At 57.3% G+C, this 13,779-nt stretch carries 13 protein-coding genes; 8 read left to right on the top strand and 5 right to left on the bottom strand.

The features are described 5' to 3' along the window. Positions 1-392: 392 nt before the first annotated feature. Together ABD819_RS04415 and ABD819_RS04410 are read right to left on the bottom strand one after the other, a co-directional pair. Positions 393-1,721 (bottom strand): hypothetical protein, encoded by a 1,329-nt coding sequence (locus tag ABD819_RS04415; protein ID WP_345121397.1) that lies wholly within the window; start codon positions 1,719-1,721, stop codon positions 393-395. 17 nt (positions 1,722-1,738) lie between these two features. Beyond that, complete coding sequence (locus tag ABD819_RS04410; protein WP_345121395.1) at positions 1,739-2,950, bottom strand: tetratricopeptide repeat protein; 1,212 nt, start codon at positions 2,948-2,950, stop codon at positions 1,739-1,741. Between the two features lie 153 nt (positions 2,951-3,103). Here ABD819_RS04410 and ABD819_RS04405 point away from each other — a divergent pair, with 153 nt between their 5' ends. From ABD819_RS04405 to obgE, 5 genes are all read left to right on the top strand, one after another. Beyond that, the gene (locus tag ABD819_RS04405) at positions 3,104-4,018 is read left to right on the top strand and encodes a M20/M25/M40 family metallo-hydrolase (protein WP_345121393.1); all 915 of its coding nucleotides are present in this window, start codon (positions 3,104-3,106) and stop codon (positions 4,016-4,018) included. A gap of 310 nt (positions 4,019-4,328) precedes the next feature. Then, entirely contained in the window at positions 4,329-6,587 is a 2,259-nt protein-coding gene (locus tag ABD819_RS04400) for a sodium-translocating pyrophosphatase (RefSeq protein ID WP_345121391.1), read from the top strand. Positions 6,588-6,902: 315 nt separating this feature from the next. Then, positions 6,903-7,442: a phosphoribosyltransferase gene (locus tag ABD819_RS04395; protein WP_345121389.1), complete on the top strand. Its 540-nt coding sequence runs from the start codon at positions 6,903-6,905 to the stop codon at positions 7,440-7,442. Positions 7,443-7,515: 73 nt separating this feature from the next. Then, positions 7,516-8,139, top strand: a complete 624-nt coding sequence (locus tag ABD819_RS04390) for an adenylate kinase (protein WP_345121387.1) — start codon at positions 7,516-7,518, stop codon at positions 8,137-8,139. Positions 8,140-8,318: 179 nt separating this feature from the next. Continuing rightward, complete coding sequence (gene obgE / locus ABD819_RS04385; RefSeq protein WP_345121385.1) at positions 8,319-9,308, top strand: GTPase ObgE; 990 nt, start codon at positions 8,319-8,321, stop codon at positions 9,306-9,308. Positions 9,309-9,344: 36 nt separating this feature from the next. Here the strand turns inward: obgE and ABD819_RS04380 are convergent, their stop codons facing one another. Next, on the bottom strand, positions 9,345-9,710 hold the full coding sequence (locus tag ABD819_RS04380; RefSeq protein ID WP_345121383.1) for a hypothetical protein: 366 nt from the start codon (positions 9,708-9,710) through the stop codon (positions 9,345-9,347). 174 nt (positions 9,711-9,884) lie between these two features. Between ABD819_RS04380 and ABD819_RS04375 the strand changes: the two genes are divergently transcribed. Both ABD819_RS04375 and dnaJ read left to right on the top strand, forming a co-directional pair. Continuing rightward, positions 9,885-10,466 (top strand): nucleotide exchange factor GrpE, encoded by a 582-nt coding sequence (locus ABD819_RS04375; protein ID WP_345121381.1) that lies wholly within the window; start codon positions 9,885-9,887, stop codon positions 10,464-10,466. Between the two features lie 134 nt (positions 10,467-10,600). Continuing rightward, a complete protein-coding gene (gene dnaJ / locus ABD819_RS04370) occupies positions 10,601-11,734 on the top strand; it encodes a molecular chaperone DnaJ (protein WP_345121379.1) in 1,134 nt (377 codons plus the stop codon). A gap of 126 nt (positions 11,735-11,860) precedes the next feature. Here dnaJ and ABD819_RS04365 read toward each other — a convergent pair whose 3' ends face one another. Beyond that, entirely contained in the window at positions 11,861-12,757 is an 897-nt protein-coding gene (locus ABD819_RS04365; protein ID WP_345121377.1) for a TraB/GumN family protein, read from the bottom strand. 42 nt (positions 12,758-12,799) lie between these two features. After that, positions 12,800-13,096, bottom strand: coding sequence for a hypothetical protein (locus ABD819_RS04360; protein WP_345121375.1), 297 nt, complete (start codon positions 13,094-13,096; stop codon positions 12,800-12,802). Between the two features lie 162 nt (positions 13,097-13,258). Between ABD819_RS04360 and ABD819_RS04355 the strand changes: the two genes are divergently transcribed. After that, on the top strand, positions 13,259-13,762 hold the full coding sequence (locus ABD819_RS04355) for an RNA polymerase sigma factor (RefSeq protein ID WP_345121373.1): 504 nt from the start codon (positions 13,259-13,261) through the stop codon (positions 13,760-13,762). Positions 13,763-13,779: the final 17 nt, after the last annotated feature.

Genomic DNA, 13,779 nt, shown 5'->3' with positions numbered 1-13,779 from the left:
CGCCAACTCACCCGCCCCGCTGCCAAAACCGGAACCAAAATAGCCCGAATGGTCGATGCTTTATTGAACTGGCTGATTAGGCAAGTTACTCACCATCAAATAACTGTAAAAATCGTGGGGTAGAGTACGCGAATAGTCAGTATTTACTGTCAGGTTTTCGAGGATAACTAATTCCTCTTGATGACTAATCCAAATAAGTAAGGCCGCCTGTTCCTATCGAAGGAGTAGACGGCCTTACTTATTTCTAAGCACTCATGCAGAGCGTAGCGAAGCATCTCGCTCGCTTAGCTAAATAATTGATTTGCTTCCACAAGCGAGATGCTTCGCTACGCTCTGCATGACGTTCCTGTACTCGGTTACTTATGGTTGAGTACTCAACGGCGCTACTAACATTAAGCGGGGCGACGGGCCCGTACTAAACGGCCGATGTCTTCGGTAATGAGCAGGCCGCACATATAGAACGGCAATAGTGGGATTTTGTAGCGCACTAAGGTGCCGAAATTACTACTCGAAATGCCTACGGAAGCCGCGAAAATTAATGAAAAGACAAAGCAGAGCGTGAGGATAGGAGTCGTACCGATTATGCCAAAACTCTTGGCTACACCAGTTCGATACAGGACCCGCGCCGTGAAGAACAAATAGAACAGGGCTTCCAATGCCGACAACAGCATAATCGGGTTCCGCGCCTCCCAAAGAAAGGGCCGAAACAGCGTCACAACGATGGCCTGGGGGCTAATCTTTACCATGCTGCCAATGGAGCCGTCGAGTTGACCAATGTTATAGGCAGAGCCTTCCTGCGCTATGCTCGTGGCGTACAGGTAGTCGGCCGTTATTTTACTGCGTTCTCCAATCTCTTCGACATCGAAGCGGGCATCGCCAGCAGTAAGGTTAGTAGCGGCGAAAAAGGCGAGGCCACCACCAATAGCCAATAAAAATGGTTTAGCTACCATGCGTAGCCCTTTATTGCTAATGCGGGCACTATTTTCATTAAACACCCATAGCAAAGCCGGGGGCAGAAATGCCAATAGAATATACACCTTTGTCGCGATGATTGGCGTGGCGGCCAGAAAGCCAATTATGGTTGACCGCAGAATATTTTTCTTCTCGATAGCGCCTCGATAAAAGCAATAGAACACCCAGCCCAAGGCCCCGATGCAAAGGGAGTCTTTCATTACGCCCGAGCCCCAAAAGAATACCGACGGGATAAATAGGACGGCGGTGGCGAACTGCTTGTAGAGTTGAGGACGAATTTTGATAAACGTCATATACATCACCCACATGCCGCTAAAGCTCATGGCCGCGAACATCAGCGCCATGACACTGTAGGTGCTGAAGCTGAGCAACGCCAGTACCACACATAGCCGCACCACATAGTCCTCGGTGGGAGCATGGGTAAACCAGGTGAATCTACCGCCGTATTTCAGGGTGGCAGCACTTGTGTCGCCTACCGAGGTAGTCATCAACTGCCAACCTTCCGAGAAATTATTGCCGAAAATCTCATACACCCGATTTGCTTCGGCGTAGTAGCCGCTGGTGTCGCCGCCGTGGTAATAAAATTCATAAATCAAGCCGAAAGCAATGGCTCCAACAAACTTTACGGTAAGAGCAGGAATATAATATTTCTTTGTGTAAACGTTCGTTACCTTCGAACGAAGCGCAAACGCTATAATGTATAGGATACCTAGATAAATAGGGGTTAATATTATGTCGTTTAACGACATAAATACTGTTAATAGCATCATTTCTTCTGGGCTGATAAAAATTTCTTAGCCTCCTTATGCTGCTCCGATTTGCGGTCGGCCTTGTCCAGTATTACGGTATAGTAGCGTTTGGCGGCCGCGTTGTCTTTTGCCTTCACTGCCATGCGGGCCAGGTTTACGTTGGAGAAGAGGTAGAAGCCGCCCGAAGTATCGCCGGTGCTCTCGGAGAATACGATGCACCGCTGGAAATAGTCCTTAGCCTTGGCCATATCGCGGTAGCGGTTTTGCATCAGGTAGCCCAGGAAGTAGCTGGCGTAGCGCCCGCTGATGCCTTCGTAGCCGGGCATGCCGCGGTTAATCTTGTCGAGAATTTCGCGGCTTACCCGCTCGCAGTCCGCAAACTCGCCCTGGTCGTAGGCGAGTAAGGCGTAGAAGCGCTGGAAATAGCCGTTGTCGGGGAAGGTGGTGGCGAGGTACTTGGCCACGGGCATGGCCTCCTCAGCATTGTTTTCCTCGTTTTTGAGGATGCGCATGAGAAAAACCCGGGCTTCGGTTGCGGTGTAGAAACCGTTGTTGGCCACGCTGCGCAGCTGCTTAACGCCCATGTTTTTGTCGCCCTTGGGAAAGAAGAGCAGCACCGGTTTGAGCAGGGTATAGTTTTCGCCAATCCAAACCGAGTAATAGTTGAACAGCGCCTGCCCGAACTGAAATTCCGGACTCAGGCCATTCGCTTCCTGGCTCTTTTTGAGATAGTTGAGCGAGCGGCGGGCATCCACCGTGGCCTTGCGCCAGTCGTGGCGCTCGCCGTGCAGCCGGGCCGAAAACCCGTAGGAGGCCGACAGGAAAAAGCTGGCCTCGTAATTATTATTGTCGACATCGTACAGGCGCTGGGCCTTGGTGACGGCCGTATCCATGTAGGCGAAAAAGGCCTTGTCGTATTGCAGCGTCTGAAACTGCGTGGGTATAATTTTCCACCAGGTGCTCAGGCCCAGCAGGAAGTAGGGCATGGGGTGGTTGGGGTAGCGCCGCCGCAGGGAGCGGAATTGCTTTTCGGCCCGGTCGTACTTGAAATTGTAGATGTTATTTACCGCGCCGTCCAGCTCCTGCTGAATGTCTTTATCGAGCAGGAGCCAGCCCTTGGTATCAACGGCCGAAGGCAAAACGCCCACCGAATCGAGGGCCACCGTGGGGATGGGCGGTGGTGTGCGGGTGGTATCGGGTGCCTGGGCCCGGCCCAGCAGCGGCGTCATAAGCAGCCCTAAGCAGACACAAAACAGCGTACGCAGCATAAATCGATTGTAGAAGGCAGACCCAAACCGTGAACCGATTATTGGTTGGGGCCCATTTACGGGCCTGCTAAAGTACGGACTTTGGCCTAGCTTTGAGCGAAATTCCCTTTGCCCATGCAACTGCTGCACTCCCTCTGCCGGGTCCCGGCCCCCGCCGGCAACGAAGCCGCCCTCACCCGGTTTGTCCTGAACTACATCCACCAACACCAGGCCAACTGGGCGCATCGGCCCGAAATCATCGCCGATGACCGGTTTCAGGACTGCATCCTGCTGGTTTTTGGTCAGCCGCGCACGGCCGTTTTCGCTCACCTCGACAGCATCGGATTCACAGTGCGCTATGGCCGGCAACTGGTACGCATTGGCGGTCCGCAAGTAGAGGCCGGCTACCGATTGGTGGGACAGGATTCGCAAGGACTGGTAGATTGTACATTAACTGTTGACGCTGAAACGGGTGAACTGGGTTACGCGTTCCACCGCGACATTGACCGGGGCACCGAGCTCACCTTCTACTGCGACTTTCGCGAGACGGCGACCACCGTCCAAAGCTGCTACCTCGACAACCGCCTCGGCGTGTGGAATGCGCTGCGCCTCTGCGAAACGCTGGAGCATGGCATCGTGGCCTTTTCATGCTGGGAAGAGCACGGCGGCGGCTCGGTGGCCTACCTGGCCAAGTTCATCTACGAAACCTACGGCGTGCGGCAGGCCCTGATTTCGGATATTACCTGGGTTACCGAAGGCGTACATGCCGGGCTGGGCTGCGCCATTTCTTTGCGCGATTCGCTCATCCCGCGCCGGGCCTACGTCGACCGTATCCGGGCCATTGCGGCGGCTTCGGGTATTGCGCACCAGTTGGAAGTAGAAGGCAGCGGCGGCTCCGATGCCAAGGAGCTGCAACACGCGGCCGCCCCCTGGGACTGGTGCTTTATCGGGGCCCCCGAAGACCATGTGCACACGCCCGACGAGCTGGTGGACAAGCGCGACATTGAGAGTATGCTGGCGCTATACCGCGTGCTGCTGGAGGAATTGTAGTCGGCGGTGGTCCAAAGCCAGGTGCGGTAGGAACGCGCCATGGCGCGTTCAATCGTTGAATAACCGGAGGCGACCGGCGTAGACGACGAGCGCGCCGTGGCGCGTTCCTGCCTCGTCAACTAACCGTAGACCACCGCCTTGTAGCCCAACGGCCGGCCCGCTGTAAATCAGCTTTGCGGCGGCTGGCGCATCCGCGGTTACGGTCTTTTTTCGCGGGACCTGAACGGGAAAGTGGTTTTCGTAGCAATTTCCGCTATTTTGCGGACCGAAAACGCACACTTTCACATTTTTCCGTTCTTTTTCTCGTTTTATGACCCCATACCTTTACGCTGTGCCCGCACTGGGCATATTCGCTTTGCTCTACACCTGGCTGCGGGCCGGCTGGGTGACTAAGCAAGACGCTGGCGATGAGCGCATGACCACCATTGCCGGCTACATTGCCGATGGTGCCATTGCCTTTCTCAAAGCCGAATACAAGGTGCTGGCCCTGTTTGGGCTCATCGCGGGGGCCTTCCTGTTCTACCTGGGCAGCACGAGCGGCAACTCCAGTCCCGTCATCGTCATCGCCTTTCTGATTGGGGCCGTGTTCTCGGCCCTGGCCGGCTTTATCGGGATGAAAATTGCCACCAAGGCCAATGTTCGGACCGCGCAGGCGGCCAAAACCAGCCTCAGCACCGCGCTCAATGTGTCGTTTTCGGGCGGTTCGGTGATGGGCATGGGCGTGGCCGGCCTGGCCGTTCTTGGTCTCGGGTCGTTGTTCATTGTCTTTTATAAAATATTCGTGCCCAGCGGCATCGCCAATGGCATGGAGATGGAAAAAGCCCTGGAAGTCCTCACCGGCTTCTCGCTCGGGGCCGAAAGCATTGCCCTGTTTGCCCGCGTGGGCGGCGGCATCTACACCAAGGCGGCCGACGTGGGCGCTGACCTCGTGGGTAAGGTGGAAGCCGGCATCCCCGAGGACGACCCTCGCAACCCCGCCACCATTGCCGATAACGTGGGCGACAACGTGGGCGACGTAGCCGGTATGGGCGCTGACCTGTTCGGCTCCTACGTGGCTACCATTCTGGCGACCATGGTGCTGGGCCGCGAAGTAACCGTGACCAACGACCAGTTCGGGGGCCTCTCGCCCATTTTCCTGCCGATGGCCATTGCGGGCATGGGTATTCTGGCCTCGCTCATCGGCATTCTGTGCGTGCGGGTGAAGGAGGGAGGCAACGTGCAGGCCGCCCTCAACCTGGGCAATTACATTTCGGTAGCCATTTCCGCCGTTGCCTCTTACGGCCTCATCATGTGGATTTTACCCGCTGGCACGTTCACCATTCGGGGCATCAGCTTCGATGCGCTGCACGTATTCTATGCCGTGTTGGTAGGCCTCGTGGTGGGTACGCTGATGAGCATTATCACGGAGTATTACACCGCCATGGGCAAGCGCCCGGTCAATAGCATCATTCAGCAAAGCAGCACGGGCCACGCCACCACCGTCATCGGCGGTCTGGCCGTGGGCATGGAATCGACGGTATTGCCCATTCTGGTGCTGGCCGCCGGCATTGTGCTGAGCTACGAAGCAGCCGGTCTATACGGCGTGGCCATTGCCGCCGCCGGCATGATGGCCACCACCGCCATGCAGCTGGCCATTGATGCGTTCGGCCCCATTGCCGACAACGCCGGCGGCATCGCCGAAATGTGCGAGCTGCCCAAGGAAGTGCGCGAGCGTACCGATATTCTGGATGCCGTGGGCAACACCACCGCCGCTACCGGCAAGGGATTCGCCATTGCCTCGGCAGCGCTGACCTCGCTGGCGCTGTTCGCCGCCTTTATGGGCACGGCCAACATTACGTCCATCGATATCAGCAAGGCTCCCGTGCTGGCGGGCGTATTTATCGGGGCTATGATTCCCTTCATTTTCTCCTCGCTGGCCATTGCCGCCGTGGGCCGGGCCGCCATGGCCATGGTGCAGGAAGTGCGCCGTCAGTTCCGCGAGATTCCGGGCATTATGGAAGGTACCGGCCGGCCGGAGTATGAAAAGTGCGTGGATATTTCGACCCAGGCGGCTATTCGGGAAATGATTTTGCCGGGAGCCATTGCCTTGCTTACGCCGATTATCGTTGGGTTTGGCTGCCGGGGCATGTTCTCGAACGCATCTTCGCCCGAAGTGCTGGGCGGCTTGCTGGTCGGCGTCACGGTGAGCGGGGTGCTGATGGCCATGTTCCAGAGCAACGCCGGTGGCGCCTGGGACAACGCCAAGAAGTCCTTTGAAAAAGGGGTGATGGTGAACGGTGTGATGCAGTACAAAGGCTCAGATGCCCACAAAGCCTCCGTGACCGGCGACACCGTCGGCGACCCGTTCAAGGATACCTCCGGCCCGAGCATGAACATCCTCATCAAGCTCATGAGCATTGTGTCGCTGGTCATCGCGCCTCACATTGCTGAGAAAGGCGGCGAGCGTGGCATGGCCCCGGCGCGTCCAGCCACCGAGCGCATCGAAACGGCCGTGCAGCCCCGCGTGCGCTACGCCGAAAGCATTGCCCCGGCCGCTGCCAGGGTCATTCTCACGGTGCTGAACCACTAATCTGAACCGCGGATTTATCGGATTTATCGGATTAGTCGGATTTTGTGGTCGGTGCTGTTTGATTGCCGACGAGAAATAAGCGCGGCTGCTTTTCCCAAAGCAGCCGCGCTTATTTCTCGTCCAGGTTACGTGGGTGAATAGAACGGGTAGTAAGCTGCCCGCTGCTTTAGCATCGGGCAATTAAGCAGGATGAGCGTACATAAAGGCTTTCTCGTCGGTAATTAAACAGCACCCGGCCACAAAATCCGACTAATCCGATAAATCCGCGGTTCAGACATCCATAGCTAACTTTGCGGCTCATTATCCCCGCGCCGAATGGGCCAATCGCACGTTACCATCCACGATAAAGTTTTCCGGCCTTACCTGCCCGCCGCTGCGCTCGATGAAGCGGTAAGTGCCCTGGCAGCCCGACTGAGCGCCGATTATGCCGGGCGCGAGCCCTTGTTCGTGGTGGTGCTCACGGGGGCGTTCATGTTTGCTTCGGACCTGCTCAAGCGCATGACCGAGCCCTGCGAGATTGTCTTTATCCGGGTGGCCTCTTACGAGGGTACCGATAGTACCGGTGTGGTGCAGGAGGTGCTGGGCCTGCGCGAAAACATACGGGGCCGCCACATCATTATCATCGAAGATATTGTGGATACGGGCACTACCATGCACCACTTGCTGCCCACGCTGCTGGCCAAAGGCCCGGCCTCGGTTGAGATTGCCACCTTGTTTTATAAGCCGGCCAGCCTGCGGCACGAGCTCGACCTGCGCTACGTGGCGCTGGAAATTCCCAATGACTTTGTAGTGGGCTATGGCCTTGACTACGATGGCCTGGGGCGCAACCTGCCCGACGTGTACGTGGCCGTGTAGCCGGCTCTTTGTTACCGATTGATTAACTTGCCCAAACCCACCAAACCTTCTCCCTCGCGCAACTTTCTTGTTCATGTTGAATATCGTGCTGTTTGGCCCGCCCGGTGCCGGTAAAGGAACCCAGAGCCAGAAACTCATCACCCATTACAACCTCGTGCACCTGAGTACCGGCGACCTGCTACGGGCCCAGATTGCCCAGGGCACGGAGCTCGGCCTCACCGCCAAAAAGCTCATGGACGAGGGTCTGCTCGTGCCCGATGCCGTGGTTATCGGCATGATTGGCAGTGCTCTGGAAACCAACCCCCAGGCCGGCGGCTTCATCTTCGACGGCTTCCCCCGCACGGTGGCCCAGGCCGAGAGCCTCGACCGCCTCATGGCCGAGCACAACACCCACATCGGCTGCATGATTGCGCTCGAAGTGCAGGAGGAAGAGCTGGTGACCCGCCTGCTGGAGCGCGGCAAAACCAGCAACCGCCCCGACGACCAGGACGAAACCAAAATCCGCCGCCGTGTAACGGTGTATAACACCGAAACCGCCCAGGTGGCCGGCTACTACGCCGCCCAAAATAAATTTCACGCCCTCAACGGCATTGGCCCGATTGACGATATTTTCGGTCAGGTTTGTGGGCTGATTGACCAGCACCAGGCCGCCAAGCCCGAAACCCCGGCCGCCGCGACCAACGAAGTAAAGGCGTAACTTTACGTTTTTAATACGACTGTCATCTTTTAATACGACTGTCATCCTGAGCGTAGCGAAGGACCTTATCACGTTAGAATAACCGGCTTTGGAACGTCTGTTCTACCGCCAGCCCTAACGTGATAAGGTCCTTCGCTACGCTCAGGATGACAGTTCTTTTACATCAAATACCCATTCCCGTGGCCTCCAATAACTTCATCGACTACGTTAAACTCATCTGCCGCTCGGGCAAAGGCGGCGCGGGCTCGCACCACTTTTTCCGGGCCAAGGGCCTGCCCAACGGCGGCCCCGATGGCGGCGACGGCGGCCGGGGCGGCCACATCATCCTCGAAGGCAACTCGCAGCACTGGACGCTGCTGCACTTGCAGTACCAGCGCCACGTATTTGCCAAAGACGGTGATGGTGGGGGCGAAAACCTGCGCAGCGGCGCGCAAGGCGATGATATCGTGCTGCAAGTGCCCCTCGGCACCGTGGCCCGCGACCCCGACGGCACCCAGATTCTGGAGATAACTGAGCATGGCCAGCGGCTGGTGCTGGTGCCCGGCGGGCGCGGCGGCTGGGGCAACGACCATTTCAAAAACTCCATCAACCAGGCCCCGACCTACGCGCAGCCCGGCGAACCTTCCATCGAGGCCATCATCATCCTGGAGCTGAAGCTGCTGGCCGACGTGGGCCTCGTGGGCTTTCCCAACGCGGGCAAGAGCACGCTGCTCTCCGTGGTGTCGGCCGCCAAGCCCAAGATTGCCGACTACGCCTTCACCACCCTGGTGCCCAACCTGGGCGTGGTGGCCTACCGCGACTACAAATCCTTCGTGATGGCCGACATTCCCGGCATCATCGAGGGGGCGGCCGAGGGCAAGGGCCTGGGCACCCGCTTCCTGCGCCACATCGAGCGTAACTCCATCCTGCTCTTCATGATAAGCTGCGACAGCCCCGACATCGCCGCCGAATATCAAATCCTGCTGGGCGAGCTGGAGCAGTTCAACCCCGAACTGCTGGACAAGAAGCGCCTGCTGGCCATCACCAAATCGGATATGATTGACGAGGAGCTGGAGGCCGAAATCCGTCAGACGCTCCCGGCCGATGTGCCGTCCATGTTCATTTCCAGCCTGGCGAATAAGAATATCGTGCAGCTGAAGGACATGATTTGGAAGGCGCTGCACGAGTAGTTCAGTGGCGCGCAGTCGCAATAGCTTCTTGTTGGATTACCGATAGGGATGCCTTGAATGCACACGCTGAAACTCCTCGTACACTAAATCCGGGTCCTGTTGCACGCGATAATCGAAGTGCATAGAAAGCACATTACCCAAAAAATTCAAACTAGATAAAGATGATACTGGAGTCAGCATTCGTGGCTCCGCCCACTGTTGGGCCACAATTGCTATTGGAATGCGGGAAATAACAGTCCACGTTGCCTTGCCTTCAGCAATGGAAGCTAAATAGTGTGACTGAAGAACGACTTTGATGATGGCCAGTAAGCTTGCGTCGTCAGCCACCGTAATTTCGCAGTGATGAGGCGCATCATCATCATCGCCCATTGCAACACTTTCGCGAGTGAGACGAACTTTCATAGAGCGTCATGATTTCCGGTTTGAAGCTACTACGGCAAGATAGTCGCTGTTTTGCATTCAAATGCCGCTAATGCCACTATGGCAGCCGCCGCCCCTTTGGCAAGTGAATTGCGCCCGCAGCCTGACTAACCGGCTAACCCCGTGAAAAACCCCTTTCGACGAATATTTCCGCAAATGGCTAACGAGAACACCCTGCCCCAGGACGACAACCTGACCGCCGACCCCAGCCACACCGCTGGCGAAATGGCCGATAGCGAAGGCGGCGAAATCACCGACCCGAACATGACGGCCACCGGCGCGCCGGAGCCCGAGGCCTCCCGCACCGATGCTGAGCTGGCCGACCTCAAAGACAAGTACCTGCGCCTAGCCGCCGAGTTTGAGAACTACAAGCGCCGCACCACCAAGGAGCGGATTGAGCTGTTCAAAACCGCCAGTCAGGAACTGATGGCAGCCCTGCTGCCGGTGCTCGACGATTTTGAGCGCGCCCGCACCGCCACGGCCGCTACCACCGACGCCAACGCCGTGCGCGAAAGCATCGAAATAATTCAGAGTAAGCTGAACAAAACCTTGCAGCAAAAGGGTTTGACCGCCATGGAGGCCAAGGGTGGCGACTTCGATGCCGAGCTGCACGAGGCCATTACCCAGATTCCGGCCCCCAGCGACGACTTGAAAGGGAAAATCGTGGATGTGGTAGAACAGGGTTATTATTTAGGTGATAAGGTAATTCGCCACGCTAAGGTGGTGCTGGGGCAGTAAATTTAAGGTTTAGAACAATTTAAAGCACGTCATGCTGAGCTTGTCGAAGCATCTCTACCGCGTAAGTAACTAGTTACTCCTCCGGTAGAGATGCTTCGGCAAGCTCAGCATGACGTTCGGATACAACCACACAGATGGCTACGAAGCGCGATTATTACGAAATACTAGGCATTGCCAAAAACGCGGCGGCGGACGAAATAAAGTCGGCCTACCGGAAGATGGCCATCAAGTATCATCCCGACAAAAACCCCGACGACCCATCGGCGGAAGACAAGTTTAAGGAAGCGGCCGAGGCGTACGAAGTCCTCAGCCACCCTGAGAAACGGGCCCGCTACGACCGGTACGGCCACCAGGGCATGGGCAACGGTGGCGGCGGCGGACCCCAGAACATGGAGGACATCTTCTCACAGTTCGGCGATATTTTCGGCGGCGATGGGTTCTTCGGCGGCGGGCGGCAGGGCGGCGGCCGGCGGCAGCGCAAGGGCTCGAACCTGCGCATCAAGCTGAAGCTCGACCTTGAGGAAATCGCCAACGGCGTGGAGAAGAAAATCAAGGTGAAGCGCTACGTGGCCTGCCAGCCGTGCAGCGGCACCGGCGCTAAAAACGGCACCGACCTCAAAACCTGCGCCACCTGCCAGGGCCAGGGCCAGACCAAGCGCGTGGTTAACACGATGCTCGGCCAGATGGTGAGCTCCAGCACCTGTCCCACCTGCAACGGCGAGGGCAAAACCATTGTGAGCACCTGCGACGTGTGCAAAGGCGAAGGCCGGCAGCTGCACGAAGAGGTGATTCCCATCAACATCCCCGCCGGCGTGGCCAACGACATGCAGCTGAGCATGAACGGCAAAGGCAACTTCCCCGAGCGCGGCGGTGTGCCCGGCGACCTGCTCATTCAGATTGAGGAGGAGCCGCACGAATTCCTGAAGCGCGACGGCAACAACATCATGTTCGAGCAGTACATCTCGTTTGTAGATGCGGCCCTGGGCGCGAGCCTGGAAGTGCCGACCATCGAGGGCAAAGTAAAAATTAAGGTGGACCCCGGCACCCAGCCGGGCAAAATCCTGCGCCTGCGCGGCAAGGGCATCAAGGACCTGAACGGCTACGGCCGTGGCGACCAGCTCATTCATCTGAACGTGTGGACGCCCAAAAACGTGAGCAACCAGGAGCGTGAGCTGCTGGAGAAGCTGCGCGACTCGGACAACTTCACGCCGCACCCCGGCAAGAATGAGAAAGGCTTCTTCGAAAAAGTGAAGGAGTACTTCGCGTAAGTGCTGCTGTAGCGTGGACTTTGAGAGTCCGCGCGTTGGAAAGCTCAAACGCTGATTCAATAAAAAGCCCGCCTTCCTAATTGAGGAAGGCGGGCTTTTTATTGAATCAGCGGACTTATTTAAGGGTTACAACACAGGCTTCACTTGGTACCCTTGCTGCCGGAGCAACGCCAGTACTCCGCTTGGGCCGCCCAGGTGGGCCGCGCCGAAGGCAAAAAACGTGGGTTTGCTGGCGGCCTGCTGCGCAATTAGTGGTATCCAGCGCTTGTTGCGGCTGGTGACGAGCATATCCTCGAACTCCTCCATGCCGAACTGGCTGTCCATCGACATTTTCAGGAGGCCTTCCACGTCCTGGGCCTGGTAGAGTTGGAGCAGGGCGCGAAATTCCTGCTGGGCTTCGCCTCGTTTCGCGACCATATCGGACAGGAGGCGGGCTTGTTTCTGGCAAGGAATCTTATCGAACAGGCCCATTTGTTCGGCTATTGTCTCAAGGCCGATGACTTCCATTTGCTTGGCCTTGGCCATTTCCACCAGCATCATTTCGTAGCTTCCCATCGGGCAGCCCAGCATTTTGGGATAGAGCAAGGTGGAGAGGATGAACGGTTTCATGGTACCCATCTGGGCGAAGGGCATCTTTAGCTCGTTGGTATAGTAGTCGTTCACGAGGGCATACTCTTCCTTGGTCATGCAGCCTTGCACAGTTTGGCCGGGGGGCAGCATCAGCTGGCTGCGCATTTCTTCGGCCATGGTGGGGCTGTCCATGTCCAGCTCCAGGGCCACTTGCTGGGAGTTGCCGATGGCCTTCTTTACCGCTTCGCTTACTTTCAGTTGGTCAGCGCAGAGCAGGTGAATGGTGCCAAATACGTAGGACGGCTGGGCGAGCTTGTTGCCCGAAATTTCCCAGAGCAGGGATTTGGTGGCCGTAGGTGCGGCTGTTTTGGGGGCTTTTGCAGCCTTTTGGGCGTGTGCCAGGGGGCTGGCCAGTAGCAGGGCAGCAGCGAGGGAAAGGGTTGAAAAACGCATATTTTACAGAAAAAAGGTGAGAAAAGAGTAGGTATTAATGGTTTATTTGGCGGTTGTTTCAGCAGTTGGCTTGTGGATGGCTTGATACAAAGCGCGGCCGATGTCGTAGCCGAACAGACCTATTGAGGACGCTACCAACAGTATGGCAGTCAGGTTGCGCCAGTTGCGCAGCGAATTGATAGCAACTTTGGTGGGCGAAGGCAAATAGACGATATTGGAGAGCAGCAGGCCAGCGGCGAACAAGCCCGTAGCCAACGCGGCAAAATAATTGCCGACCAGGATTTGAGAGAGGCTTCCCATTCCAAAGACGATACCAGCGATGACGTATGGGTTTCTCACGAAGCAGATGAGGACGAGAAGGATTGTTTTGGGTGATACATCGCCGGTAGCCGGGTGGCATTACACCCGCAGCTGAAAAATTTATATTCGCAATATTTTTTGGTTGCCGCTGTAATGCCCGGGTTCGGCTTGGCGATTAACTACTCGAAACCACTGCCTCACATGTCTGCCGCACCCTCTGCCGATTTTGTTGCCACGCTGCACGAGTACCAGCCGTTGCTGCGGCGCGTGGCCCGGCTCTATTGCCAGGATGCCGACGACCGGCAGGACTTGTTCCAGGAAATGGTGTTGCAGCTGTGGCGGGCGTGGCCGCGCTACGTGCCGCAGCCGGGGGCCAAACTCAGCACCTGGCTCTACCGCATCGCGCTGAACGTGGCCATCTCGAACCTGCGCCAGCGCACCCGCCGCCCGGCCCCGACGGAGCTGAATGCGGAAGCCCTGGCCGTGGCCCAGGCCCCCGAAACGGGCTTCGATGCCGACGACCGGGCCGCCCTCTACCGGGCCATTGGCCGGCTCTCGGAAGTTGACAAGGCCTTTATCCTGCTCTACCTCGAAGACCGGCCTTATGATGAGATGGCCGATATCCTCGGCATCACCCAGAACAATGTGCGCGTGAAAATGCACCGCGTGCAGGAAAAGCTGCGGCAGCAATTAGTCCCCTGTTAACCATGAAACCGGTACTA

Source organism: Hymenobacter antarcticus (assembly GCF_039539545.1).
GTDB classification, from domain to species: Bacteria; Bacteroidota; Bacteroidia; order Cytophagales; family Hymenobacteraceae; genus Hymenobacter; species Hymenobacter antarcticus.
This window is presented reverse-complemented; position numbering and strand designations above follow the sequence as displayed.